The organism is Pseudomonas sp. 2995-1, assembly GCF_002742505.1.
Classification (GTDB): Bacteria; Pseudomonadota; Gammaproteobacteria; order Pseudomonadales; family Pseudomonadaceae; genus Aquipseudomonas; species Aquipseudomonas sivasensis.
In genome coordinates, this window is record NZ_LJSA01000249.1 from 244333 (window position 1) to 268691 (window position 24359).

Here is a 24359-nt window from a genome sequence, read left to right on the forward strand (position 1 = left end):
CTGACGGGCTCCCTATGGCAAGTGTGCTCCTTGTGGTGGGCAGGCTTCCTGTGGTGAGCGGGCTTGCCCCGCGTTGGGCTGCGAAGCAGTCCCAAAACAGACTCTGCGGTGTTCCTGAAAGAACGCGGCGGCATCAGTAAGGGCGGCTTTGCCACCCAGCGCGGGGCAAGCCCGCTCGCCACAAAGGTACGGAGCTGTTAGCGTTGCGGCCATTAATGGCTTTGCGGAACACAGTACTGATGCACTTTGGAAGATGGCTACACCTGCTGTGCCTGAGCGTTTTACTGGGCGGTTGTGCGAGTGTTTCGCCGCCGTCCACGCCTTCAACACTGGATCACCTGCTGGCCGATCCTGTCCTCAACGGCGCCACGGTTTCCGTCATGGTGCGCGACGCCCGCAGTGGCAGCACCCTGTATCAGCACAACCCGCGCACACGCCTGGTTCCTGCGTCCAACCTCAAATTGCTGACCACGGCGGCGGCGATGGATGTGCTGGGGCCCCAGTACCGGTTCTCCACGCAACTGTTGAGCGACGGCCCGCAACAAGGTGAGCGCCTGACCGGTAACCTGTACCTGCGTGGCCTTGGCGACCCGACCACACAGTTTTCCGACTACCAGGCATTGGCCGCCCAACTGGCGAGCCAGGGCGTGCGCCAGGTGCAGGGTGACTTGGTGTTCGACGACACCTGGTTCGACGCCGAGCGCCTGGGCGTTGATTGGGCCCAGGATGACGAAAGCACCTACTACGGTGCGCAGATTTCCGCGCTGACGGTATCGCCCAATACGGATTTTGACGCGGGCACCTTGATCGTCACGGCCAAGGCGTCGGTCATTTCCGGCCAGCCGGTGAATGTTTCTATAAGCCCGCCTACTGATTACGTACAACTCAGCAACCGCGCCATCAGCGGCCCCGGCAACAGCTATGGCATCACTCGTCAGCACGGCACCAACGTGCTGCAACTCACTGGCGCGCTGGCGCCGGGCAAACAAAGCCGGCAGTGGGTCAGTGTGTGGGAGCCGACGCAACTGGTAGCCAACCTGTTCGAGCAGGCATTGGCGCAGCAGGGCATCCAGGTGATGGGGCGCAGGGTGATTGGCGGTGCAAGCCCGGCGACGGCCAGGGTGCTGGCGGAGCATCAGTCGGCACCGTTGCAGGCACTGATCACGCCACTACTCAAACTCTCGAACAACAACATGTCCGAGGCGTTGCTCAAAGCCATGGGGCGCAAGACCGCCAACGCGGGCACAGCGCAGGCGGGTGTGGCAGCGGTAGCGGCGTTTATGAAACGCCAGGGAATGCACCCGTCGACGCTGGTCCAGGTGGACGGCTCGGGCTTGTCGCGGCGTAACCTGGTGTCGTCGCAGAACCTCACGGACCTGCTGCTCGCGACCGCGAAACAACCGTGGTTCGAGGGCTGGTACAACGCCTTGCCGATTGCCGGCAACGCCGACCGTATGACCGGCGGCAGCCTGCGCTATCGCTTGCGCGGCACCGCAGCTGAAAACAACCTGCACGCCAAGACCGGCTCCATGGCCGGCGTGTCATCGTTGAGCGGCTATATCACCGATGCCGAGGGGCGGCGCCTGGTGTTCTCGATGATCAGCAATAACTACGTGAGTGACGCCGCGCCCATCCGCGCGTTGGAGAACCGTGTCGTGCAGGCCCTGACCCAATGGCACGACTAGCTCAGGGTTGATAGCCCATCCGCCAACTCACGGCCTGGGTCGCCGCCAGCAGACGCTGCGCCGCCGGGCCATCTTCGTCGGCGTGGAACAGCGAGGTGGGGCCGACCACGGTCATCACCGCCGCCACGTTCCCGACCGCGTTGAACACCGGCGCTGACAGCGCGTCCACCCCCGGCATCAGCAGGCCATGCACAAAGTGCAGGCCACGGCGGCGGATCTGCTCGCAGGTGGTGGCGTAGGTTTGGTCGTCCGCCAGGGCATGGGCGATACCGGCCTGGATCTCACGCTCGCGCAATTCCACGGTTTCCCGCGTTGGCAGGAACGCGCTGAACACCAGCCCGGTGGACGAACTGAGCAGCGGCAATACCGAGCCCAACTGCGTCACCACCGTAACCGCACGCACCGCCGGTTCGATGTGCACCACGGTCGCGCCCTGGTTGCCCCACACCGCTAAAAAGCAGGTTTCATTCAAGTCGTCGCGCAACTCGGCCAGGGGCATCGCGCCGACTTTCAGCACGTCCATGCTGCCCAGCGCCGCCAAGCCCACCCGCAGCGCTTCGCGGCCCAGGCCATAGTGGTTAGTGGCGGTGTTCTGTTCGGCAAAACCCGACGCGATCAACGCCTGCAGGTAGCGGTGAACTTTGCTTGCCGGCATTTGCACATGTTCGGCCAGGCGCGACAGCGACGTGGCGGGCGACAACTCGGCCAGGGCCTTGAGGATATCGGTGCCCACTTCGGCCGAGCGGACTTTTTGTTTACCGGTGTCGCGAGGCTTTTCCATGGAAGGGCGAGGATCCGAGAGATGAATGGGCGTCTTTATAGCTTGACGGTCGATAGTGATCAAATTACGTTATGCGTAACTCGATTACGATAAAAACAACTTCCGTACAGAGGATGCTCCATGAACCTCGAATACCTTTCGGGCTTCGGCAATGAATTCGCCAGCGAAGCACTTCCCGGCGCATTGCCGGTCGGCCAGAACGCCCCGCAAAAAGCGCCCTACGGGCTGTATACCGAACTGTTCTCCGGCACTGCCTTCACCATGGTGCGCAGCGAAGCCCGCCGCACTTGGCTGTACCGCATCCAGCCGTCGGCCAATCACCCGGCGTTCGTCAAATTGGAACGGCAACTGGCCGGTGGCCCGTTGGGCGCGGTGACGCCCAATCGTCTGCGCTGGAACCCGCTGGATATTCCGAGTGAGTCGACGGACTTCATCGACGGCCTTGTTGGGATGGTGGCTAACTCCGGGTCAGAAAAGCCTTCAGGCATCAGCATCTACACCTACCGTGCCAATCGCTCGATGGAACGCGTGTTCTTCAATGCTGATGGCGAACTGTTGATAGTCCCCGAGCAGGGCCGCTTGCGTGTCGCCACCGAACTCGGTGTGCTGGATGTTGAGCCGCTGGAAATCGTGGTGTTGCCGCGCGGTCTTAAATTCCGCGTTGAACTGCTGGATGCGCACGCACGCGGTTATGTGGCGGAAAACCACGGCGCGCCGCTGCGTCTGCCGGACCTTGGCCCGATTGGCAGCAACGGTCTGGCCAACCCACGCGACTTCCTCACTCCGGTTGCCCACTACGAAGACCTCAAGCAGCCTACAACCCTGGTTCAGAAATTCCTCGGTGAACTCTGGGCCTGTGAACTCAACCATTCACCGCTGAACGTAGTCGCCTGGCACGGCAACAACGTGCCGTACAAATACGACCTGCGCCGCTTTAATACCATCGGCACCGTGAGTTTCGATCACCCGGACCCGTCGATCTTTACCGTGTTGACCTCGCCTACCAGCGTGCACGGCCTGGCCAACCTCGACTTTGTGATCTTCCCGCCACGCTGGATGGTGGCCGAAAACACCTTCCGTCCGCCGTGGTTCCACCGCAACCTGATGAACGAATACATGGGCCTGATCCAGGGCGCCTACGACGCCAAGGCTGAAGGCTTCCTGCCGGGCGGGGCGTCACTGCACAGTTGCATGAGCGCCCACGGTCCGGACGGCGAGACCTGCACCAAGGCCATCAACGTCGAGTTGGCGCCGCACAAGATCGATAACACCATGGCCTTCATGTTCGAGACCAGCCAAGTGCTGCGTCCCACTCAGTTCGCCCTGGACTGCCCGCAACTACAACCTGCTTACGACGCGTGCTGGGCCTCGCTGCCCAACACCTTCAACCCGAACCGGAGATAACCCATGACTCAGCCCACTTCTACCCGCAGCTGGGTGGCCTGCGCCAACGGTCACCGCGACTTTCCACTGCAGAACCTGCCACTGGGCGTGTTCAGCATCAACGGTTCGGCCCCTCGCAGTGGCGTGGCGATTGGCGACTATATCTTCGACCTGCAGGCCGCTTTGGATGCATTTGAAGGTGAGGCACGCCGAGCGGTTGAAGCGACAGCGGGCGGGCAGTTGAACGCGTTTTTCGAACTGGGCCGTGGCCCGCGTGTTGCCCTGCGGGAACGCCTGTTGGAGTTGCTCGGTGAAGGCAGCCCGCTGCAAGCGCGTGAGGCGCAGGTGCTGCACCTTGCCGCCGATTGCCAGATGCATGTGCCGGCCCGGATCAACGACTACACCGACTTTTATGTAGGCATCGAGCACGCGCAGAACGTCGGCAAGCTGTTCCGCCCCGACAACCCTTTGCTGCCCAACTACAAGTACGTGCCGATCGGTTATCACGGCCGCGCTTCGACCATTCGCGCTTCCGGCGCCGATGTGCGCCGTCCCAAGGGCCAGACCCTGCCCGCTGGCCAGACCGAGCCGACCTTCGGCCCCTGTGCACGGTTGGACTACGAGCTGGAGCTGGGCATCTGGATCGGCCAGGGCAACGCCATGGGCGACTCGATTGCCATCGGCGATGCCGCCGAGCACATCGCCGGCTTCTGCCTGCTCAACGACTGGTCCGCGCGGGACATTCAGGCCTGGGAATACCAGCCGCTGGGGCCGTTCCTGTCGAAAAGCTTCATCACCACGATTTCGCCCTGGGTCGTCACGGCCGAAGCGCTGGAGCCGTTCCGCAAGGCGCAACCCGCTCGTCCCGAGGGCGACCCTCAACCACTGCCGTACTTGCTGGATAAACGTGATCAGGCCGCCGGTGCTCTGGATATCGAACTGGAAGTGCTGCTGACCACCGCTGCCATGCGCGAACAGAAATTGCCGGCCCATCGCCTGGCCCTGAGCAACAGCCTGCATATGTACTGGACCGTCGCGCAGTTGGTGGCACACCACAGCGTCAACGGCTGTCAGTTGCAGGCGGGTGATCTGTTCGGTTCCGGCACTTTGTCCGGCCCTGAGGCCGGGCAGTTCGGCAGCCTCCTGGAGATGACCGAAGGCGGCAAGAAGGTCATCGAATTGCCGTCGGGCGAAGTGCGCAGGTTCCTGGAGGATGGTGATGAAGTCATCCTGCGTGCCCGTTGCACCCGCGAAGGGTTCGCCTCCATCGGCTTCGGCGAATGCCGTGGCACTGTGGTCGCCGCACGTTAAGAGGGCAGGGTGATGGAACTCTATACCTACTATCGTTCCACTTCGTCGTACCGGGTGCGTATCGCTTTGGCCCTCAAGGGCCTGGATTTCACGGCGATACCGGTGAACCTGTTGGCCCCGGCAGGCGGTGCCAATCGTCAGCCGGAGTACCTGGCTATCAACCCGCAAGGCCGTGTGCCGGCCTTGCGCATCGATGACGGCGAGCTGTTGATTCAGTCGCCGGCGATCATCGAGTACCTGGACGAACGTTATCCACAGGCGCCGCTGCTCTCCAAAGACCTGGTCACCCGCGCCCACGAGCGCGCGGTGGCGTCGATCATCGGCTGTGACATCCACCCGCTGCACAACTCCAGCACCCAGAACCTGCTGCGCCAATGGGGGCACGATGAGGCCAAGGTGTTGGAGTGGATCGGCCACTGGATCAGCCAGGGGCTGGGCGCGGTGGAACAGTTGATTGGCGATACCGGGTTTTGCTTTGGCGAACAGCCTGGGATGGCGGATGCGTTTCTGATTCCCCAGCTCTATGCGGCGGAGCGCTTCAAGGTGCCGTTGGCGGCTTATCCGCGCATTGGGCGGGTGGCCGGCTTGGCGGCGCAGCATCCGGCGTTTATTCAGGCCCATCCCGCGAATCAACCTGATACCCCGTGATGTTCAGGTTTGCACAGAACCCAATGTGAGAGGGAGCAAGCCCCCTTCCACATTGGATTTGTGTCACTTCAAATAAAAATAAACAGGTACCTTGCGATGCACAATCAGATTGCCAGCTTTCGCGCGGCACTCGACGCCCGTCCGGTGTCGCGCTATCAGTGGTTGATCCTCCTGTTGCTGGCGCTGCTACTGGTCACCGATGGCTACGATGCCCAGGTGCTAGGTTACGTGGTGCCGGCCCTGGCGTCGGATTGGGGATTGGAAAAAGCCGCGTTCGGCCCGGTGTTCAGCGCCAACCTGTTGGGGCTCACATTGGGCTCGCTGCTGGTAACGCCTCTGGCTGACCGATTTGGCGTGCGGCGCATCCTGCTGGGCTGCGTGTTGATCTATGCCTGCCTGACCCTGCTGATGGTGTTCGCCAACTCACTGACCTCCCTCATGGCTGCGCGGTTTATCTGCGGTATCGGCATGGGCGGTGCGATGCCCAGCGCCATGGCATTGATGTCGGAGTATTCCCCACCGCGCCTGCGCACCCTGATGGTGACCTTGGCGGCGTGTGGTTTCTCGTTCGGCGGTGCGGCCGGTGGGTTCGTGGCGGCGGGGTTTATCGACAACTTCGGCTGGCAGGCGGTGTTCCTGGCCGGTGGCGTCACGCCGTTGCTGCTGTTTCCGTTTCTGGTGTGGCTGCTGCCTGAGTCTTTGCCGCGCTTGCTACGAGATGCTCCACCGTACGTGCGATTGCGCAAAGTGACCGGGCGTATGCTGCCCGACTGGCAGCCGCCGCTGGCGAGCGCGGCAGAAAACCGGCAAGAACAGGGCAGCAAACTGACGGTGGTGGAGCTGTTTCGCAACGGCTATGCGCGTCCGACAGTGCTGATTTGGTCGACCTTTTTTGTCAGCCTGATCCTGCTGTATTTCATGATCAGTTGGTTACCGTCGCTGCTGTTGGAGAGCGGCCTGGCGTTGAAGGAAGCCAACCTGGTGACGTCGATGTTTCTGTTCGCCGGCACCTTGGGCGCTATCGGCATGGCCTGGTTTGCCGACCGGCTCAAAAGCAAGGTGCGCCTGCTGTCTGGCGTATTGGCGGCAGCGGCGGTGTGCACCATTCTGCTGGGGCTGAACCACGACAACCCGCGCTACCTGGTGGCCTGCGTGTTTGCGGCCGGGTTCTGCATCATCGGTGGGCAACTGACCCTCAATGCCTTCGCCAGCAATTTCTACCCCGCACACGTGCGCGCCACCGGTACGGGCTGGGCGTTGGGCGTGGGGCGTTTCGGCTCGATCCTGGGGCCGCTGTTTGGCAGCATGTTGCTGGCGATGCATATTCCGGTGCAGCAGATTTTCTTCTTTTGCGCGATTCCGGCTGTGATGGCGGCATTGTTGATTATTCAGGTGCGTTCGCCAGGGCGCGATGCGCCTGTAAGCCCCCTGCCTGGCGATATTCTGAAAGCGCCGGCGAATCACTGAGGATTCTCCCGATGGTCACGCTATTCAATGCACCACTGAGTTGGGCGGCAGGTGCCCCAGGCGCTCGGTCAGGCGCAGGCGTTGGATCGGGTCTTCGCTGAGCATCAGGGCGTGTTCCAAGTCAAAGCGCTCGGCGTTGGGGCAGTCCAGGCGTTGATACAGACTGGCCCGCGCGAGGTAGTCGGCGGCGTTGGCGCTGCCCAGTTCCAGCACGCGCTCGGCGTCTACCAGGGCGGCCAGCGGGTTGTCGTTGGAGAGATGCAATTGGCGCAGGTTGCGCGAAAGCCTTTGCAGGATCGAACGCGGATCGGCGGTGTGCAGGTGGTCGGCCTGCAACGTGAGGTTGGGACCATATTGGCGTTGCAGCAGCTCTCGGCAATCGTTGGGGTACAGGCGTCGGCCGCCGCACGGGTCCAGCAGGTGATCGGCACCGGGCACTCGCAGCAGGAAGTGCCCAGGGAAATTGACGCCAACCATCGGAATATCCAGGCGTCGTGCCAACTCCATGGCAATCAACCCCATGGCCAAGGGCTGCCCGCGTTTGCGCTGTAGCACCTTGTCCAGCAGGGCGGCGGCGGGGCGCAGCGGTGTGAAGTCATCCTGGGCGAACCCCAGGTCATTCATGCACCGCAGCAGCGGTTGACCCAGTTCATCCGCTGGCAACATGGGCATGCTCAGGCTGATCTGTTGTTGCAGTGAGGTCAGGTTCTGCAGAATCTCCAGCGGCTTCACCAAAGGATCGTGCTCGGCGGCGATCCATAACGCCGCTTCGAACAGCGCCGGCGGCGAACGTTGCAGGCAGGCGAAAAAGGCTTGGCGGGGCTTCATTGCTTTCTCCGGCGGATGCCCTCGTTTTAGCCTTGCTGGGAATATTCGTCCAGTGCCTTAAGAAATTTCCCGCGCGCTTATGTCGCAAGCCCTGCAAAACCGGACGGCTTATTCCAGTGCACTTCGGCAGTTTTCTACCGCAAGCCTATACTTGGCGACACCAGAAGTGATTCGGGAGCTTGACGATGTTTGCTCTCATGCACAGCACCCGCCTTGAATCGCTGCACCTGAGCGTCGACCCGGTCACGGGGCTCAAGGCGGTCATCGCCATTCACAACAGCCGCCTGGGGCCTGCCTTGGGCGGCTGTCGTTATATCGCCTACCCCGACGACGAAAGCGCCGTGGCCGATGCTGCGCGGCTGGCCCAGGGCATGAGCTACAAGGCCGCCCTGGCCGGGTTGCCGGTGGGTGGCGGCACCGCGGTGATCCTGCGCCCCGCCCATGTGGAAAATCGTGCGGCGCTGTTTGAAGCCTTTGGGCGTTGTGTGGAACAACTCGACGGCCGCTACATCACCGCTGTCGACAGTGGCACCTCGGTGGCCGACATGGATTGCATCGCCCAGCACACTCGCTTCGTTACCAGCACCACCGCCGCAGGCGATCCATCGCCCCATGCGGCCATGGGCGTGTTCGCCGGTATTCGCACCACTGCCATGGCCCGCCTGGGCAGCGACAACCTTGAAGGGCTGCGCGTGGCAATCCAGGGCCTGGGCAACGTCGGTTACGCACTGGCTGAACAACTTCACGCCGCCGGCGCTGAATTGCTGGTCAGCGACATCGACCACGGCAAAGTGCAACTGGCCATGGAACAACTCGGCGCGCACCCCATCGCCAACGACGCCTTGCTCAGCACGCCCTGTGACATCCTCGCGCCCTGTGGCCTTGGGGCAGTGTTCAACCGCACCAGCGTCGGGCAACTGCGCTGCGCCGCCGTGGCCGGGTCCGCCAGCGCGCAACTGACCAACCTGCAAGTGGCCGACCAACTGGAAGGGCGCGGCATCCTCTACGCCCCGGATTACGTGATCAACTCAGGCGGCCTGATCTACGTCGCCCTCAAGCACAGCGGGGCCGAACTGCCGACCATCACCGCGCACCTGTCCAACATCGGCAAACGCCTGACCGAAATCTACGCCCACGCCCAGGCGGAAAAACGCTCCCCAGCACGTGTGGCTGATGAACTCGCCGAGCGCCTGCTCTACGGATGATCAGGCATTAAAAAGGCCCTGAATCATTGATTCAGGGCCTGTTCAATTCGGACTTTATTCCGCCGCTGCGTTGAGCAACTCGGACAACGCATCCGGTTGGCTCTTGAACGCCTTGGCAAATACATCGCGATTCTTCGCCATGTAGATCCCGGCTTCTTCCACCTGCTGCTCGCTCAGGGACGGCACGGCTTTTTGCAACACTTCTGCCAGCAACTCAGCGAGTTCAAGCATTTTGTCATGACGGTCAGCTTCGGCTTTATCCATGAACAAACGCTCCAGATCTCGGCTGCTGCGGTATACCACTTCGACGGCCATTCACCACCTCACATGCCTTCACGATAGTTGTCTTTTGCGACTACTGTATTTATATACAGCTAAAAGGGTAAGCCAAACCGTGTGGTTTGGGTAGCAGTTTTTTAATGTAGCCCGTAAATACAGGTTTGGCGTGTCTCATGTCACCCCGCCATCATCTTATCCCTGCCTCTGGCCTTTTTTCTGCATGCAGAACAACCGTCACGTCCAACCCGCATTATCCGGTCGAATCGACCTAAGGAAGTACCCTCGTGAAAATCAACTGGGCCGAAAAGCTGCGCCAGCAAGTCCATGGGCTGGCTGAATCGCTGGGCAATCTGTTTGTGGAGTCGTTCCACTACCTGGCGCTGTTCGCCATTGGTGCGGTGACCGCCTGGGCGGCGGTGATGGAATTTCTAGGGATGCTGGAGAACGGACACATCAAGATCGATGACATCTTGCTGCTGTTCATCTATCTGGAATTGGGCGCCATGGTCGGGATTTATTTCAAGACCAACCACATGCCAGTGCGCTTCCTGATCTACGTGGCAATCACTGCGCTGACGCGTCTGCTGATCTCCAACGTGTCCCACCACAACCCGCCAGACGTGGGCATCATCTACCTGTGCGGTGGGATCTTGCTGTTGGCATTCGCGATTCTGGTGGTGCGTTACGCTTCGTCGGCATTCCCGTCGGTGAAGGTGGAAGGCCCGCGTCGCAAGGGCGAGGCGAGCCTGGAAACCGAGAAGGGCGAGCTTTAAAGCCCGACGCTGAAGGGCAGGGGGCGGGTGGGCGGTCGCTGCAATAATTTGTGATCGCCATCCGTCATCACCGCCAGGATCTCCATGGCACTGTGGCCCTGCTCGATGGCAATGCCGAACTGGATGCTCTGCACCAGGCGTTTGAGCCGTTGCGGGTCGTTGCGTTGTGCGGCGCTGATCATGCGCTTGGCCACCACGCCATCCTCATTCGAAAGGGTGAGCATGATGCTGCCGTCCAGCCGTTGAATACTCAGGTTGACGCGGTATTTTGGGGTGAAGGTGTCGGTGATGATCTGAAAAGGATTGTCCATGGTGCGTTACCGCCTGATAAGAACATGCAGTCATTGACGACCGGTGTCGTGATTAGTTCGCGTCTCCTGACCACCGGCCACTCCGTCGCTGAGGTTGTACAAATTCCGTTTACCTCATGAGCTGTACAGCAAGGGGCGTGCCGTACAGCGGCTTTCCAGGCACCGGGATCCCAATGTGGGAGGGGGCTTGCTCCCGATAGCGGTCCTTCAGTCGAGCATTTATTGGCTGAAGGACCGCTATCGGGAGCAAGCCCCCTCCCACAATTGTTTTGGGTTGTTATTGAAATCGGTGACCTGTTTCAGGGCAGTACAGAGAAAACGATCGCAGACAGCGCAATCAAGCCGATCACCACCACAAATACATTCGACACCTGGCCCGAATACTGGCGCAAGGCTGGCACGCGCTGGATCGCGTACATCGGCATCAGGAACAACAGGCACGCGATAATCGGCCCGCCCAGGGTTTCGATCATGCCCAGGATGCTTGGGTTGAAGGTGGCCACGGCCCAGCAGGTCAGCACCATGAACAGGGCGGTGCTGCGTTCCAGCCACTTGGACGACAGGGAGCGGTTACGCCCGCGTAGAGATTTGACGATCAAGCCCTGGAAGCCTTCGCTGGCGCCGATGTAGTGGCCAAGGAAGGATTTGGTAATGGCCACCAGCGCGATCAACGGCGCGGCGTAAGCGATCACAGGGGTTTGGAAGTGGTTGGCCAGGTACGACAGGATCGAAATGTTCTGCGCCTTGGCTGCCGCCAGGTCCGCCGGGGACAGAGCCAGCACGCAGCTGAAGCAGAAGAACATCACCGTCAGCACCATCATGCCGTGGGCTGTGGCGAGGATGCCGCTGCTTTTGCGCTCGGCCAGCGGGCCGTACACGCGTTTCTGGTCGACGGCGAACGCGGAGATGATCGGCGAATGGTTGAACGAGAACACCATCACGGGGATCGCCAGCCACAGGGTCTTGAAGAACACGGGCAGCGGCATGCCCTCACTGGCAGAAGCGAAAAATGCGCCGTTCCAGTTGGGAATCAGACTGAGCGCAAGCAACAGCAAGGCGGCGACGAACGGGTACACCAGCACGCTCATGGCCTTGACGATCACGCCCTGGCCGCAGCGCACAATCGCCATCAAACCCAGGATCAGCACCAGCGACAGGATCGCCCGGGGCGGCGGTGTCATGTGCAGTTGGTGTTCCATAAAGCTGCCCAGGGTGTTGGTCAACGCGACGCTGTACACCAGCAAAATCGGGAAGATCGCAAAGAAGTACAGCAAAGTGATCAGGTTGCCTGCACCGACGCCGAAATGTTCTTCGACCACTTCGGTGATGTCGCCGGATGTGCCTGACAGTACAAAGCGCGTCAGCCCACGGTGGGCGAAGAAGGTCATCGGGAAGGCCAGCAACGCCAGCACGATCAGTGGCCAGAAGCCGCCGACGCCGGCGTTGATCGGCAGGAACAAAGTGCCTGCGCCGATGGCGGTGCCATAGAGGCCGAGCATCCAAGTGGTGTCGTGCTTGGTCCAGCCGGTTGTTACGGTGTTTTCTACTTCAACAGGATTTTCGGCAGCAGGTGTACGTACATCGGTCATCGTTATTGCCTCGTTATTATTTTTGCGCGGGCTCACGTTGGGGCAGTCAGGGAATGCTCCTCAGCACTCCACCCAGCTCACGGCCAGGCCGCCCCGTGAAGTTTCTTTGTATTTGTCATGCATGTCGGCGCCGGTATCGCGCATGGTGCGGATCACCCGGTCCAGGGAGATGAAGTGTTTGCCGTCGCCGCGCAGGGCCATTTGCGTGGCGTTGATGGCCTTGACCGCCGCGATGGCGTTGCGCTCGATGCACGGCACTTGCACCAGGCCGCCGACCGGGTCGCAGGTCAGGCCGAGGTTATGTTCCAGGCCGATTTCGGCGGCGTTTTCCAGTTGTTCGGGGGTGGCGCCGAGGATGTCGGCAAGGCCGGCGGCGGCCATGGCGCAGGCCGAGCCGACTTCGCCCTGGCAGCCGACTTCGGCACCGGAGATCGACGCATTTTTCTTACACAGGATGCCGACGGCGGCGGCGGCCAGGAAGAAATTGACCACGTCGTCGTCGGACGCGTCGGCGTTGAACTTCATGTAGTAATGCAGCACCGCCGGGATGATCCCCGCCGCGCCGTTGGTGGGTGCGGTGACCATGCGTCCGCCGGCGGCGTTTTCTTCGTTGACGGCAAGGGCGAACAGGTTGACCCATTCCATGGCCGACAAGGTCGAGGTGATGACATTGGGTTTGCCGATTTCCAACAAACTGCGGTGCAATTTCGCCGCGCGCCGTGGCACATCTAGGCCGCCGGGCAAGATGCCTTCATCGCGCAGACCTTGCTCCACGCATTCGCGCATCACCGACCAGATATGCAGCAGGCCGCTGCGAATCTGTTCGTCACTGCGCCACGCGCGCTCGTTGGCCATCATTAACTCTGAAACGCGTAGCCCATGCTTGTTGCACAAGGCCAGCAGTTCGACGGCGCTGGAAAAGTCGTAGGGCAATTCAACATCGCTGGTCGGCGCAATGCCTGACGCGGCTTCGGCAGCTTCGATGATGAAACCACCGCCCACCGAGTAATACGTCTGCTCGCTAAGCAGTCCGCTGTCGCCATAGGCGTGTAGGGACATGGCGTTGGGGTGGTAGGGCAGGCTTTCTTCCAGCAGCAGCAGATCGGTGTGCCAGTTGAAGGCAATGTCCTGGGTGCCTGCCAGCAGTAAGCGGCCGGTCTCGCGCAGTTGCTGGATACGGCTGTTGATCGAGGTGGGGTCAATACGGTCCGGCCATTCACCCATCAGGCCCATTACGCAGGCGCGGTCGGTGGCATGGCCGACGCCGGTGGCGGACAGCGAGCCGTACAAACGCACTTCAACCCGTTGGGTTTCGGTAAGCAATCGCTGGTCGGTCAGGGCTTGGGCGAAGGTCGCCGCTGCCCGCATGGGGCCGACGGTGTGGGAGCTGGACGGGCCGATGCCCACCTTGAATAGATCAAAAACACTGATAGCCATGCTAAACCCTTACAAGCAATGGAGTAGGAATCGCTGCCATGTTTTGTAGGACGAGCGCAATTGGCGCGATACTGAGCCTCTGGATCGGCACTGACCAACGAATTATCCTAAGACACCCTTTAGCAGGACTAAACCCTATGGCTCGCCCTCTCCATGGCCAGACTTATGTCTGGTTGCACGTGTTTTCCTGCGCTGCGCGGCATCTGTCGTTCACTCGCTGCGCCGAAGAACTGCACATCACACCGGGGGCGGTGAGCCAACAAATCCGCCAGTTGGAGGAGCGTCTTGGGTTTCGGCTGTTCCATCGACGGGCGCGGGGTGTGGAGTTGAGTGCGGAGGGGCAGCGGTTGGCGGCTACGGTGGGGGAGGCTTACGGCAGCATTGATGCCGAATTGCAGCGGCTCGATGCGGGGATGATCAGCGGCACCTTGCGCCTACGCTCGATCCCGTCGTTTCTCGGCAAGTGGCTCACCCCACGTTTGCCACGCTTGCAGCAACGCTTTCCGGACATCCAACTGCGCATGGTTGCCGAGGACAGCAGCATTGCGCTGCATGAGGGGGACTTTGACCTGGCTATCGACTTGAACGACGGCAGCTACCCTGGGCTGTTATCCACAGCCTTGCTGGATGAGCAGATATTTCCGGTGTGTGCGCCAAGCCTATTGCGCGGTCGTCCGCCCTTGCATGGCCCGGCCGACCTTGTGCATTTCCCGCTGCTGCACGACATCACCGCCTGGCGTGGGAGTTATGAGTATGCCGAGTGGGAGTTTTACCTGAATGCAATTGGCTACCACGACGCCGATGTTCGCCGCGGCCACACCTTCAACCGCAACCACTTGACCATAGAAGCCGCCATCGCCGGTATGGGCGTGGCGATTGCGCGGCGTACCTTGCTCAACGATGAGCTGGAGCGCGGCACCTTGATCGTGCCGTTCGGCCTCGCGGTGCCCAACCACAAGCGCTATGTGCTGCTGTATGCGCCAGGCGCACTGAGCCATCCGGGCGTGCGCGCGGTGCATGACTGGCTGGTAGAGGAAGCGGGGATTTTTCGCGGATTGCACCCGTTGGGAGAGGGGCAATTATGACGTTTACAGAGCGTAAGAAGATGTAACTAACTCCCCACCCTAACAGCGTTTTTGCCCGTAGTCAGGCTTAATTTGTAATGTAGGATTTATCTTTGCAAAGGGGTTGAATTGTTTGTCCGGCTGCTCAATTGTGTAATCAAGAGGTCATGGTTTCACCACCCCGGTGTTGCAGTTTGTGACCTCTCGCGAGCTAGCTGAAATAAGGGAAGAACTATGCAAATCCAAGTCAATAGCGATAACCATATTGAAAGCAGCATCCGACTGGAGGAGTGGGTACGTACTACCATTGAGAGCACGCTCGAACGTTATGAAGAAGACCTGACCCGAGTGGAGGTCTATCTGCGGGATGAGAACGGCGACAAGCCCGGTCCCCACGATTTAAGTTGCCGCCTGGAAGCGCGGCCAAAAGGCCATCAACCACTGTCGGTATCCGCCAAGGGCGATACCCTGGAACAAGCGATCGACAGTGCGGCCACCAAGCTGGACCACGCGTTGGAGCATCTGTTTGGCAGACTGCAAGGCAAGCCCCGCGCTGCCGCGAAAAACCAGCCAATCAACAAAGTGAATGAAGACGCGCTGGAACAGGAATTCCTGGAAAACGAAAACGCTGTCATCAACGGCTAACTTTCTTTTGACCCCCTCAAACGGGCCTGCATCTGCAGGCCCGTTTTCGTTTAGCGCCTGCGTCGGAAAAAATACCGGCTCAGCATCGCCAGCCCGCCAGCACCCAACCCGGCAAACAGCATCGCCCAACCGGCGCCGTGGCGCAGTGCTGCCTGAGCGTCGTTGGCTGTCAGCCCCATCGACTCGAGTTTTCCTGCGGCAATGTTTTGACTGATAACCGGCCAATCCATTGCCGTGGCAGCGGGCAGCACCTCGGCCAGGTGATGGCTGATCCCCAGCAACAGCACCAACCCCATGAGGGCAATGTTGAGCGCCAGGGTGATCAGCCGCGCACTGAGGTCGATGCCGGAGGCCATGCCTGCGCGATCCGCCGACACCGAGCCGGTGGTGGTGTTGGTGGTGGGCGAGTTGGTCAGCGCCAGGCCTACGCCGGCGATCACGCAACTGAACAGCACCAGCTCGATACCTGGGTGCTCGGCGCCGTTGACGGCGGCCATGGCCAGAAAGCCCGCGCCCATCAGGCCCAGGCCCAAGGGGATAATGCGTTCGGCGCCATAGCGCAGAGCCAGGCGCTCGGCCAGCGGCGGCACCAGCAAGGTCGGCAAGGTGTAGGCGAGTAGGGCTGCGCCGGTGGTCAGGGTGTCGTAACCCAGGCCCGCCTGGAAGTACAACGGCAGGTAGATCATGAACGGCCAGAAGCCGAAGTTCATGCCGATAGAGCCCATCAACGCGCCGTTGAAACGCTGGATGCGGAACACCGAGAAGTCGAACATTGGGTGTGCACTGCGAAGCTCGACCGCGATGAACAGCAGCAAGCCGAGCACCGACAACGCCGCCCAACCGAGCATGGCCGGTGCGACGAAGCCGTGCTCGCTGCCTTGGGTGATGAAGTACACCAGGGCAAACACCGACACGGTCAAGGTGAGCATACCGGCGATGTCCAGGCGACGGGCGGCCGGGTCGCGGGACTCCTGCACGCTGATGTGCAGCAGCACCAGGGTGAACAGGGTGAGCGGCACGTGCACGAGGAACACCCAACGCCAATCCGCCACCGCCAGGATCAATGCGCCGATCATCGGTCCGAAGCCCAGGCCCACGCCAGCAATCACGCCCCATATTGCAAAGGCCCGTGCCCGTGCTACCGGTTCGCTGAACAGGTGCGACAGGATGGCGAACTGGCAAATCATCATCGCTCCGGCACCGATGCCCTGAACAAACCGCGCCGTGATCAGCAGCGAAGCCTCCTCGGCCAGCCCACAGGCCAGCGAGGCGAGGCCAAACACCCACAGGCACAACACCAGCATGCGGCGACGGCCAAAGCGATCCGCCAATGTGCCCGCCGCCATCAGCACGCTGGTACAGGCCAAGGTGTAGGCGTTCATGATCCATTGGGCGTCCTGGAAGCCCGTGCCCAACTCTCGCTCGAGCGTCGGCAGGATCACCGGGACGCTGGAAATCTCCAGGCCGAACATCAGCGCGACGAGGCACACGGCAGTGAGGGCCAGCCCATTCCTGGCGGTGCGCGGGCGGCTGGTGGCGGTTAACGTGGCGACGGGTGGCATGGGATTCTCCTGTGGATGGGTATCGGGATATTTTCAGGGGAATAGGGTTCGTTATTCGTGATAAGTTTTCTGCTAATAGGGGAATCAAGGGCGACAATAGAGCCATGGCCACACCGCGTTTTGATGGCGTTGAGCTGTTTCTGCAAATCGTCGAAAGCGGCAACCTGACCGAGGCCGCCGAACGCCTGAATCTCACACGCTCGGCGGTTGGCAAGGGCCTGGCGCGATTGGAGGCACGCTTGGGCACGTGCCTGCTGCAGCGCTCCACCCGCCGCCAGCGTTTGACCGAGGACGGCCAGGCGTACTACGAACATTGCCTGCGGGCGTTGGCGGAACTCGAGGCTGCCGAATCGGTGCTGGAAAGCGGCCGGCAACAGCCACGCGGCCGCTTGCGGGCCAGCTTGCCGCTGGCCTTCGGGCACCACTACGCGGCCCCGGCATTGTGGGGATTGATGGCGCGTTATCCGGAACTGGAAATCGAGATCAGCTTCGCCGATCGGCTGGTGGACCTGGCACAGGAAGGCTTCGACGTCGCCGTGCGGATCGGCCCGCTCCCCGACACCGACCGCCTCAGTGCGCGTCGGCTGGGCGAGCAGGCCGTGGGACTGGCGGCGTCACCGGCGTACTTGCAGCGCGTTGGGCCGATTGAATGCATCGAAGACCTTGCCGGCCATCGCGGCATCGCCTACCGCAGCAGCACCCCGCACCGCAATCGCGTGGCCTCGCCGTTAATGATGGACGACCTCCAGGCTGTGGCCGATGCCGCCATCGCGGGCGTCGGCCTGGCCTGGTTGCCGAGTTGGTTGATTGCGCACTATGTGCTGCGTGGGCAGTTGGTCGCAGTATTGCCCGACTATCGCGAGCAACCTGCGCCCATCCATGTGATCTGGCCCACTGCCACGCATATGCCGGCCAAGACACGGTGTGCAATCGATGCATTGGTCGAAGCCACCCCCAGTTGCCTGGCGGGCAGTTAGAACCGACAGGTCAGGGCGAGCATGCCGTTGAGGCAAACGGGTTTGTTGTGGCGAGCGGGCTTGCCCCGCGTTGGGTTGCGAAGCGACCCCAGCTCTTTGTTTAAAAAGGCCGGGCCTGCTACGCAGTCCAACGCGGGGCAAGCCCGCTCGCCACAGGTGGTGTGTTGCTTGGGCAGTTAGAACGCGATGGAGGTCTGCACGTACACCGTGCGTGGCTCACCGACGTATTTGCCCTTGTTGTTATCGTCAAACGAGCGGGTGAAGTATTGCTTGTTGAAGATGTTCTTCACGCCGACCGCCACGTTCAAATCCGACAGTTGCGGGCCGAAATCATAGGCCGCGCGGCTGCTGAACAGCATGTAGCCGGGGATGCGTCCGTTGGCACCGTCGGCGGTCTCGGCCTCGGTGTTGGCGTTATCGGCGAACTGGCTGCTCTGGTAGCTGCTGTCCACATTGAGTTTCCAGCGCCCTTCGGTGTAACCCACGCCGAGGGTGCCTTTGTGCTTGGACGAGAAGGGCACGCGGTTGCCTTTGTTCGGGCCGTCTTCGCGGATGGTGGCGTCGACGTAGGCGTAGGTGGCGTACACATCAAAACCGGCCAACGCCGGGCTCAAACCATCGAGGGCGTAGTTGACGCTGGTTTCGATACCCTGGTGGCGTGTCTCACCCCGGGCGATTACCGAGTCGTTGGTCTGGTTGCTTTCATACTGGTTATCGAAGTTGATCAGGAACGCACCGATCTCCGCGCGCAAGGTGCCGTTGTCATAGCGGGTACCCAGTTCCCAGGTGCGGGCTTTTTCCGGTTTGACTTCACCGCTGGTGACACGGTTGGGCATCTGGCTGTACTGCACGCTGCCGAATGAACCTTCGGTGTTGGCATACAGGTTCCAGTCGTCGGTCAGGTGATAGAGCACGTTCAACGCCGGCAGCGCGGTGTTGTAGTCGCCTTTGTATTTGACGTTGGTCAGGTTATTGCTCTGCTGGGACTCGATCATCTCGTAGCGAATGCCCGGGGTGATGGTCCACTTGCCGATATCAATCCGGTCATCGACGAAGAACGCATTGGCTTCTGTGCCGCCACGGGTGTCGCGGTCGTTGCGGCTGTCAGTCGTGGGGATTTGCTGGTTGTTGGCCGAGATCGGCGTGCGGTAGCGCAACTCGTGACCCGCTTCGTTGATGTAGCGGTAGCCGACGCCCACTTCATGGCTGGTCGGGCCGAGGTCAAAGCCCTGGGCGAAGCGGGTTTCCACGCCGCGCACCCAATACTCACGCGGTGACAGCGACAGGAACGTGCCCTGGTCCAGATAACCGCTGCGCAGGGTCTTGGTGAAGAAACTGTTGACGGTGAATTCTCGACGATCCTGTTCGTAGCGGTAGCCGACGTTGAACATCGTGCGGCGGCCCCAGAATTTGTCGTAGGGGCGGGTGGACTGGTACGGATCGGCCTTGTAGTTCGCCACGTTCAAGCCGCCGGGCATATCGGCCTGGCCTTCGTAGTACTGCGCCATGGCGTTGAAGCTATTGGCGTCGTCGAGCTGGTATTTGCCCTTGAGGATCAAATCGTCGATGCGCGTGTTGCTGTTTTCGCGCCAGTCGCCACCCCGGGTGCCGGAATACAGAATCGCGCCGCCAAGGCCATTGTCGGCCGTGCCGCCGGCCAGCAGGTTGCCGGTAGTCTTGAAACCGTCATGGCTGGATGACGGGCTGGTTTCAGTCTGCAAGCCGCCCTTGACCGTGGGCGCATCCGGGATCGCGCGGGTCACAAAGTTGACCACGCCGCCGACGTTCTGCGGGCCGTAACGCACGGCGCCGCCGCCACGTACCACGTCCACCGCGTCCATGTTGCCCATGCTGATCGGTGCGAAGGACAGTTGCGGCTGGCCATACGGCGCGAAGGGCACCGGGATGCCATCCATCAGCACGGTGGAGCGCGACGCCAGGCGCGGGTTGAGTCCGCGAATGCCAAAGTTCAGCGCCATGTCGTGGCTGCCGGTGCCGTTGTTGTCCGGAGCGTTGACGCCGGGGATGCGGTTGAGCACGTCCTTGGCCTGGGTGGCGCCTTGGCGTTCGAACTCTTCGCGGCGGATCACATCGCGGGCGCCGGGGTGTTCGAACACATTGGTTTGTGCCGCATCGCCGAGCCAGTCGCCGACCACGCTGGAAGTCGCCAGCTCTACCGCAGCCGGTGCGTTTGCCGGTTGCAGGCTGAAGGCGTTGTCACCTTCAGGGCGGGCCTCCAGGCCTGTGCCTTCCAGCAGTTTTTGCAGGCCTTCGGTGGTGCTGTAGCTGCCGGACAAACCACGGCTCTGCATGCCCGCCGTGATTTCGGAACCGAAGGAAATCAATACGCCGGCTTCGCGACCAAACTGATTGAGGGCCGCTTCCAGCGAGGTCGGGGCAATGTGATAAGGCTTGGGGTCGGCGGCCATCACCGGGGGCAATACTGCGAAACTGAGGCTGGCGCCCAGTAACAGTTGGCGCAAGGTGCGGGCGATTAGGGTCGGCTGCTGGGGCATGAAGAGCGGTCCTGAGAAGGAAGGATCAAGGTGGCTTTCCTTCTCTGTCACGCGAGGTGTGGAAAACGGCTCACAGGTACAGAAAATAATTTCAGGCGCGCGCCTGCACTGTCACCCAATAGCGGGTAAAGCGCCGCACTTTCACCGGCAGGCTGACTTCCAACAGGTTGAGAATGCGTTCGCTGTCGTCCAGCGGGTAGCTGCCGGAGATCAATAAATTGGCAACCTGCGGATCGCAATTGACCTGGCCGCGACGATAGCGGCCCAGTTCGCCGAGGAAATCTTCCAGGCGCATGTGTGCAGCCACCAGCATGCCGTCGGCCCAGGCGCCGCTGTTGGCGTCGGTGGGGCGCGGGGTGTCCCAGCCTTTGCGGGTGAAATTGACTTGGCGCGCCGCTTCGACTGTCAGCGGCAGGCCGCTGTAGGTGTTGGGCATCACCTCGACTTGGCCGTCGAGCACCGCCAGCTGGGTGTGGTCGTTGAACTGACGTACGTTCAGGCGCGCCGCTTGGCTGCTGAGCAGGCCCTGGCCGGTAAGGACGCGCAATGGCGTGTTGCCGGCGATGCCGTTCAGCATGATCTCGCCTTCGAGCAGTCGGATCAGCCGTTGCTGGCCATCAAAATGTACATCTACGGCACTGCCGGTATTGAGCTGCAACTGGCTGCCGTCGGCCAATTGCACCTTGCGGCGTTGGCCCACCGGGCTGCGGTAGTCGGCGGTCAGGGGCGGCAGAATATGCTGCTGGCGCAGGCTCCAGGCGGCTGCCGAGCCAGCGCCGAGGATCAACAGCAACTTCAGCGCCTGCCGCCGGCTGGTAGACGTCGGCGCATTCAACGCGGCGTGAGCCAGGGGCGAGGGCATGCCGCGCAGGCGCTGGTTAACGCGCTGGATATGGTCCCAGGCGCGCTGGTGCTCGCTGTGGGCATTCAGCCAGTGTTGCCAGGCGGCCTGTTGGCGTGGGTTGAGCGCGCCTTGCTGCATTTCCATCAGCCAGCGCACGGCCTGTTCAGCGACTTGGGTCGAGACGTTCATAGGGCAAAGTAGCAGCGCATGGCGGCTTTATTCAGGTGGCGTTTGACGGTGGCAATGGAAATGCCCAGTTCAGCGCCGATCTGCGCGTAGGTCAGGCCATCGAGCTGGGCCAGCAGGAACGCGCGCTTGACCTGTGTGGGCAAGCCGGCGAGCAGTTGATCCAGCTCGACCAGGGTTTGCAGGATGATTGCGCGTTCTTCTTCCGACGGCGCCACGTGTTCGGGCATTTGTGCGAGGGCGTCAAGATAGGCGCGTTCGAGGTCCTGGCGGCGATAGAAGTTGAACAGCACGCGCTTGGCCACGGTGGTGAGAAACGCGCGCGGCTCGACCAGCGTGGGCGTTTCCCTTGCAGTGAGTACGCGGACGAAGGTGTCCTGCGCCAGGTCGGCAGCACTTTCCGGACAGCCGAGCTTGCGTCGCAACCAGCCGGTGAGCCAGTGGTGATGGTCGTTGTACAGAACTTCGACGGGGTTGGACGGGCTCAACGCAAACACTCCGCAAATATCGGCATGCTTTAGAGAACAAGAATTGTTCGCATTGTATGTCCCGGGACACGGTTCGGCAATCCGGCAGAGCAGGTGTTTCATCCGTTCTCTTTTGCTTATGAGAATATTTATCATTAATATTGCGCGCTGATGAACCTGGCGCCTCTCGCATGAAAAGCAAAACTTCGCTTCCCGCGCTCTACCGCTTGGCTGTCACCTCCCGCGTGCTGGCGGCCGTGGTCGGTGGCTACCTCATGGCCTCCCTCGCCGCCATCTGCCTGGCATTGTGGATGCCAACTTCTCGCGCCGACGCCGTGATCACCGGGATGATGAGTTCATTTGTGTTCTATTTGCTTGCCGTACTCTGGTGCTTCGCCTGCCGTACGGCTTGGCGCGCCTGGTTTGGCGTGATGCTGCCGAGCGCACTCTTTGCCGCTTTGGCGGGTGTGGGCTTGTGGATGGTGCGCACATGAAAGAGGGATTTCGCCAGGCCATGGCCTGGCTGCATACCTGGGCGGGCTTGATCTTCGGCTGGCTGCTGTTTGCGATTTTCCTGACGGGCACGCTGTCTTACTTCAAGGATGAGATCAGCCACTGGATGCAGCCCGAGGTCCAGGCTCATCCGTTGGACAATGCGCGCAGTCTCAGCGTCGCGCAAACCTACCTGCAGCAGGTGGCACCCACAGCGGCACGCTGGTTTATCGCCCTGCCGGATAGCCGCGACCCCGGCCTGTCGGTCATGTGGCAAGACAAGCTCGACCCCGGCCGCCGCGGCAATTTCATGCGCAAAACCCTCGACCCCGTCAGCGGCCAAGCCGTAGAGGCCCGCGAAAGCATGGGCGGGGATTTCTTCTACCGTTTCCACTTCCAACTGCAAATGCCGCACCCCTGGGGCCGCTGGCTGTCCACCCTCGCTGCGATGGTGATGTTCGTGGCGCTGATCACCGGCATCATCACCCATAAGAAAATATTCAAGGACTTCTTCACCTTCCGCCCCCGTAAAGGCCAGCGCTCCTGGCTCGACGGGCATAACGCGGTGGGTGTGCTCGTGCTGCCGTTTCACCTGATGATCACGTACAGCAGCCTGGTGATCTTTATGAGCATGGTGATGCCGGCGCCGATCATGGCCTCCTATGGCAACGACATCCGCGCATTTTTCAACGAGATATTCCCCGCGACCAACAACGCGCCGGCGTCGGGGCAGCCGGGCGAATTGGCGCCGCTGCTGCCGATGTACGAGCAAGCGCGGGCGCAATGGGAGGGTGGCCACGTAGGGCGGATCGGGGTGAATAACCCCGGTGATGTCAACGCGTCGGTCAATGTGTTCCGCGCAAGTTCCGACAGCGTGGTGCATGAATTCGACAGCATTGTGTCGTTTAACGGGCACACCGGCGAACTGTTGCGGGCCAGCGACGGGCAATCGTTGACCGCCATGGTCGGCGGCAGTTTCTACGGCCTGCACATGGGCCATTTCGCTGGGCCGGTGCTGCGCTGGTTGTACTTCATCTGCGGCCTGGCAGGCACTGCGATGATCGGCACCGGGCTGGTGATCTGGCTTGGCAAGCGCCAACTCAAACATGCCAAAACCGGTGTGATGCCGTTTGAGTTGCGACTGGTGGAAGTGCTGAATATCGCCAGCATGTCCGGTTTGGTGATCGCCATTGCAGCGTTCTTCTGGGCCAACCGCCTGCTGCCCGTGAGCCTCGCCGAACGCTCCGATTGGGAAGTGCAGACCTTCTTTATCGCCTGGGGCCTGAGCCTGTTGCACGCCATTGTGCGTCGTGGGCGCCAGGGTTGGGTCGAGCAATTGAGCGTCGGTGCGTTGTTGTTTGCCGCGGTGCCACTGCTCAACGCAATCACCACCGACCACGCTTTGGGCGTGTCCCTGGCCCGTGGTGACTGGGCGATGGCCGGCTTTGATCTGACCTGTCTGGGCAGCGGCGTGTTTCTCGCCTGGGCGGCGTGGAAGATGCACCACCGCACGGCACCGCAGCCCAAGGCTGAACGGGCGCGTCCGCTCAACCTCAAGCAAGAGGCCAATTGAATGCTCCTCGCGCTGCTGATGTGCTATGCCGGGTTTACCGCTCTGTGCTTGTCCACCGATCGCCATCACGGCGAACTGCTGCACAGCAAGCCATCACCTCGTCGACGCCTGGGTTTGCGTGTGGCTGGCGGTTTGCTGCTTGCCGTCGCGATCTGGCCTGCCGTGAGCGTGGCTGGCTGGGGCCTGGGATTGGTGGAGTGGTGCGCTGTATTGATGCTCAGCGCGCTGCTGCTGGTGTTGCTGTTGCCGTATCGGCCAAGGCTGGCCTTGATCCTCGCGGGCGCCGGCCTGCTGGCGAGCCCCGTTGCGGCCTTTGCCACCCTCTGAGCCCAAGCC

At 61.5% G+C, this 24359-nt stretch carries 23 protein-coding genes; 13 read left to right on the plus strand and 10 right to left on the minus strand.

What is annotated here, in order from left to right; genetic code table 11:
- Window positions 1-239 precede the first annotated feature (239 nt).
- Complete coding sequence (gene dacB / locus AOA61_RS03925; RefSeq protein WP_099601250.1) at window positions 240-1685, plus strand: D-alanyl-D-alanine carboxypeptidase/D-alanyl-D-alanine-endopeptidase; 1446 nt, start codon at window positions 240-242, stop codon at window positions 1683-1685.
- Between the two features lies 1 nt (window position 1686).
- On the opposite strand, the gene AOA61_RS03930 is transcribed toward dacB, so the two are convergent.
- Window positions 1687-2466, minus strand: coding sequence for an IclR family transcriptional regulator (locus AOA61_RS03930; protein ID WP_099601172.1), 780 nt, complete (start codon window positions 2464-2466; stop codon window positions 1687-1689).
- A gap of 120 nt (window positions 2467-2586) precedes the next feature.
- On the opposite strand from AOA61_RS03930, the gene hmgA reads away from it, so the two are divergent.
- The 4 genes from hmgA (at window position 2587) to AOA61_RS03950 (ending at window position 7275) form a co-directional block, all read left to right on the plus strand.
- Complete coding sequence (hmgA, locus tag AOA61_RS03935; RefSeq protein ID WP_099601173.1) at window positions 2587-3870, plus strand: homogentisate 1,2-dioxygenase; 1284 nt, start codon at window positions 2587-2589, stop codon at window positions 3868-3870.
- 3 nt (window positions 3871-3873) lie between these two features.
- Window positions 3874-5160, plus strand: a complete 1287-nt coding sequence (gene fahA / locus AOA61_RS03940; RefSeq protein WP_099601174.1) for a fumarylacetoacetase — start codon at window positions 3874-3876, stop codon at window positions 5158-5160.
- Between the two features lie 12 nt (window positions 5161-5172).
- The gene (gene maiA / locus AOA61_RS03945) at window positions 5173-5808 is read left to right on the plus strand and encodes a maleylacetoacetate isomerase (protein WP_099601175.1); all 636 of its coding nucleotides are present in this window, start codon (window positions 5173-5175) and stop codon (window positions 5806-5808) included.
- A 96-nt stretch (window positions 5809-5904) separates the two neighbouring features.
- Window positions 5905-7275, plus strand: coding sequence for an aromatic acid/H+ symport family MFS transporter (locus tag AOA61_RS03950; RefSeq protein ID WP_099601176.1), 1371 nt, complete (start codon window positions 5905-5907; stop codon window positions 7273-7275).
- Window positions 7276-7299: 24 nt separating this feature from the next.
- Here the strand turns inward: AOA61_RS03950 and AOA61_RS03955 are convergent, their stop codons facing one another.
- Window positions 7300-8103, minus strand: coding sequence for a SirB1 family protein (locus AOA61_RS03955; protein WP_032886404.1), 804 nt, complete (start codon window positions 8101-8103; stop codon window positions 7300-7302).
- 185 nt (window positions 8104-8288) lie between these two features.
- Here AOA61_RS03955 and AOA61_RS03960 point away from each other — a divergent pair, with 185 nt between their 5' ends.
- Window positions 8289-9308 (plus strand): Glu/Leu/Phe/Val dehydrogenase dimerization domain-containing protein, encoded by a 1020-nt coding sequence (locus tag AOA61_RS03960; RefSeq protein ID WP_032886406.1) that lies wholly within the window; start codon window positions 8289-8291, stop codon window positions 9306-9308.
- A 54-nt stretch (window positions 9309-9362) separates the two neighbouring features.
- Here AOA61_RS03960 and AOA61_RS03965 read toward each other — a convergent pair whose 3' ends face one another.
- Window positions 9363-9623: a YebG family protein gene (locus AOA61_RS03965; RefSeq protein ID WP_003171979.1), complete on the minus strand. Its 261-nt coding sequence runs from the start codon at window positions 9621-9623 to the stop codon at window positions 9363-9365.
- A 248-nt stretch (window positions 9624-9871) separates the two neighbouring features.
- Between AOA61_RS03965 and AOA61_RS03970 the strand changes: the two genes are divergently transcribed.
- Window positions 9872-10360, plus strand: coding sequence for a phosphate-starvation-inducible protein PsiE (locus AOA61_RS03970; protein WP_057724703.1), 489 nt, complete (start codon window positions 9872-9874; stop codon window positions 10358-10360).
- Here the strand turns inward: AOA61_RS03970 and AOA61_RS03975 are convergent.
- The 3 genes from AOA61_RS03975 to AOA61_RS03985 form a co-directional block, all read right to left on the minus strand.
- Window positions 10357-10671 carry a DUF3509 domain-containing protein gene (locus tag AOA61_RS03975; protein WP_032886408.1) on the minus strand — a complete coding sequence of 105 codons (315 nt, stop codon included), beginning with the start codon at window positions 10669-10671 and terminating at the stop codon, window positions 10357-10359. The genes AOA61_RS03970 and AOA61_RS03975 overlap by 4 nt on opposite strands.
- Window positions 10672-10970: 299 nt before the next feature.
- Complete coding sequence (locus AOA61_RS03980; RefSeq protein WP_099601177.1) at window positions 10971-12260, minus strand: serine/threonine transporter; 1290 nt, start codon at window positions 12258-12260, stop codon at window positions 10971-10973.
- 60 nt (window positions 12261-12320) lie between these two features.
- Window positions 12321-13697 (minus strand): L-serine ammonia-lyase, encoded by a 1377-nt coding sequence (locus AOA61_RS03985; protein ID WP_099601178.1) that lies wholly within the window; start codon window positions 13695-13697, stop codon window positions 12321-12323.
- A 137-nt stretch (window positions 13698-13834) separates the two neighbouring features.
- On the opposite strand from AOA61_RS03985, the gene AOA61_RS03990 reads away from it, so the two are divergent.
- Together AOA61_RS03990 and AOA61_RS03995 are read left to right on the plus strand one after the other, a co-directional pair.
- On the plus strand, window positions 13835-14782 hold the full coding sequence (locus AOA61_RS03990) for a LysR substrate-binding domain-containing protein (RefSeq protein ID WP_095183904.1): 948 nt from the start codon (window positions 13835-13837) through the stop codon (window positions 14780-14782).
- Window positions 14783-14995: 213 nt separating this feature from the next.
- Entirely contained in the window at window positions 14996-15406 is a 411-nt protein-coding gene (locus AOA61_RS03995) for an HPF/RaiA family ribosome-associated protein (protein ID WP_027604683.1), read from the plus strand.
- 50 nt (window positions 15407-15456) lie between these two features.
- Here the strand turns inward: AOA61_RS03995 and AOA61_RS04000 are convergent, their stop codons facing one another.
- The gene (locus tag AOA61_RS04000) at window positions 15457-16968 is read right to left on the minus strand and encodes an MFS transporter (protein WP_099601179.1); all 1512 of its coding nucleotides are present in this window, start codon (window positions 16966-16968) and stop codon (window positions 15457-15459) included.
- 104 nt (window positions 16969-17072) lie between these two features.
- Between AOA61_RS04000 and AOA61_RS04005 the strand changes: the two genes are divergently transcribed.
- On the plus strand, window positions 17073-17945 hold the full coding sequence (locus AOA61_RS04005; RefSeq protein ID WP_099601180.1) for a LysR family transcriptional regulator: 873 nt from the start codon (window positions 17073-17075) through the stop codon (window positions 17943-17945).
- 176 nt (window positions 17946-18121) lie between these two features.
- Here AOA61_RS04005 and fecA read toward each other — a convergent pair whose 3' ends face one another.
- The 3 genes from fecA to AOA61_RS04020 all read right to left on the minus strand — a co-directional run bounded on the left by fecA (window position 18122) and on the right by AOA61_RS04020 (window position 21979).
- Complete coding sequence (fecA, locus tag AOA61_RS04010) at window positions 18122-20461, minus strand: TonB-dependent Fe(3+) dicitrate receptor FecA (protein ID WP_099601181.1); 2340 nt, start codon at window positions 20459-20461, stop codon at window positions 18122-18124.
- A 91-nt stretch (window positions 20462-20552) separates the two neighbouring features.
- Window positions 20553-21494: a FecR domain-containing protein gene (locus AOA61_RS04015; RefSeq protein WP_032886417.1), complete on the minus strand. Its 942-nt coding sequence runs from the start codon at window positions 21492-21494 to the stop codon at window positions 20553-20555.
- Window positions 21491-21979, minus strand: coding sequence for a sigma-70 family RNA polymerase sigma factor (locus tag AOA61_RS04020; RefSeq protein ID WP_095183908.1), 489 nt, complete (start codon window positions 21977-21979; stop codon window positions 21491-21493). The genes AOA61_RS04015 and AOA61_RS04020 overlap by 4 nt, the downstream gene beginning before the upstream one ends.
- Before the next feature lie 170 nt (window positions 21980-22149).
- On the opposite strand from AOA61_RS04020, the gene AOA61_RS04025 reads away from it, so the two are divergent.
- From AOA61_RS04025 to AOA61_RS04035, 3 genes are read left to right on the plus strand one after another with little or no spacing between them, the layout of a single operon-like run.
- Window positions 22150-22452: a DUF3649 domain-containing protein gene (locus AOA61_RS04025; protein ID WP_099601182.1), complete on the plus strand. Its 303-nt coding sequence runs from the start codon at window positions 22150-22152 to the stop codon at window positions 22450-22452.
- Window positions 22449-24023, plus strand: coding sequence for a PepSY domain-containing protein (locus tag AOA61_RS04030; protein ID WP_099601183.1), 1575 nt, complete (start codon window positions 22449-22451; stop codon window positions 24021-24023). The genes AOA61_RS04025 and AOA61_RS04030 overlap by 4 nt, the downstream gene beginning before the upstream one ends.
- The gene (locus AOA61_RS04035) at window positions 24024-24350 is read left to right on the plus strand and encodes a DUF3325 domain-containing protein (RefSeq protein ID WP_099601184.1); all 327 of its coding nucleotides are present in this window, start codon (window positions 24024-24026) and stop codon (window positions 24348-24350) included.
- Window positions 24351-24359: the final 9 nt, after the last annotated feature.

What these genes read in the sequence shown, in the direction of transcription:
- dacB (WP_099601250.1), top strand. Translation starts at nt 240, where the DNA reads ATGCACTTTGGAAGATGGCTACACCTGCTGTGCCTGAGCGTTTTACTG.
- AOA61_RS03930 (WP_099601172.1), bottom strand. Translation starts at nt 2,466, where the DNA reads ATGGAAAAGCCTCGCGACACCGGTAAACAAAAAGTCCGCTCGGCCGAA.
- hmgA (WP_099601173.1), top strand. Translation starts at nt 2,587, where the DNA reads ATGAACCTCGAATACCTTTCGGGCTTCGGCAATGAATTCGCCAGCGAA.
- fahA (WP_099601174.1), top strand. Translation starts at nt 3,874, where the DNA reads ATGACTCAGCCCACTTCTACCCGCAGCTGGGTGGCCTGCGCCAACGGT.
- maiA (WP_099601175.1), top strand. Translation starts at nt 5,173, where the DNA reads ATGGAACTCTATACCTACTATCGTTCCACTTCGTCGTACCGGGTGCGT.
- AOA61_RS03950 (WP_099601176.1), top strand. Translation starts at nt 5,905, where the DNA reads ATGCACAATCAGATTGCCAGCTTTCGCGCGGCACTCGACGCCCGTCCG.
- AOA61_RS03955 (WP_032886404.1), bottom strand. Translation starts at nt 8,103, where the DNA reads ATGAAGCCCCGCCAAGCCTTTTTCGCCTGCCTGCAACGTTCGCCGCCG.
- AOA61_RS03960 (WP_032886406.1), top strand. Translation starts at nt 8,289, where the DNA reads ATGTTTGCTCTCATGCACAGCACCCGCCTTGAATCGCTGCACCTGAGC.
- AOA61_RS03965 (WP_003171979.1), bottom strand. Translation starts at nt 9,623, where the DNA reads ATGGCCGTCGAAGTGGTATACCGCAGCAGCCGAGATCTGGAGCGTTTG.
- AOA61_RS03975 (WP_032886408.1), bottom strand. Translation starts at nt 10,671, where the DNA reads ATGGACAATCCTTTTCAGATCATCACCGACACCTTCACCCCAAAATAC.
- AOA61_RS03980 (WP_099601177.1), bottom strand. Translation starts at nt 12,260, where the DNA reads ATGACCGATGTACGTACACCTGCTGCCGAAAATCCTGTTGAAGTAGAA.
- AOA61_RS03985 (WP_099601178.1), bottom strand. Translation starts at nt 13,697, where the DNA reads ATGGCTATCAGTGTTTTTGATCTATTCAAGGTGGGCATCGGCCCGTCC.
- AOA61_RS03990 (WP_095183904.1), top strand. Translation starts at nt 13,835, where the DNA reads ATGGCTCGCCCTCTCCATGGCCAGACTTATGTCTGGTTGCACGTGTTT.
- AOA61_RS03995 (WP_027604683.1), top strand. Translation starts at nt 14,996, where the DNA reads ATGCAAATCCAAGTCAATAGCGATAACCATATTGAAAGCAGCATCCGA.
- AOA61_RS04000 (WP_099601179.1), bottom strand. Translation starts at nt 16,968, where the DNA reads ATGCCACCCGTCGCCACGTTAACCGCCACCAGCCGCCCGCGCACCGCC.
- AOA61_RS04005 (WP_099601180.1), top strand. Translation starts at nt 17,073, where the DNA reads ATGGCCACACCGCGTTTTGATGGCGTTGAGCTGTTTCTGCAAATCGTC.
- fecA (WP_099601181.1), bottom strand. Translation starts at nt 20,461, where the DNA reads ATGCCCCAGCAGCCGACCCTAATCGCCCGCACCTTGCGCCAACTGTTA.
- AOA61_RS04015 (WP_032886417.1), bottom strand. Translation starts at nt 21,494, where the DNA reads ATGAACGTCTCGACCCAAGTCGCTGAACAGGCCGTGCGCTGGCTGATG.
- AOA61_RS04025 (WP_099601182.1), top strand. Translation starts at nt 22,150, where the DNA reads ATGAAAAGCAAAACTTCGCTTCCCGCGCTCTACCGCTTGGCTGTCACC.
- AOA61_RS04030 (WP_099601183.1), top strand. Translation starts at nt 22,449, where the DNA reads ATGAAAGAGGGATTTCGCCAGGCCATGGCCTGGCTGCATACCTGGGCG.
- AOA61_RS04035 (WP_099601184.1), top strand. Translation starts at nt 24,024, where the DNA reads ATGCTCCTCGCGCTGCTGATGTGCTATGCCGGGTTTACCGCTCTGTGC.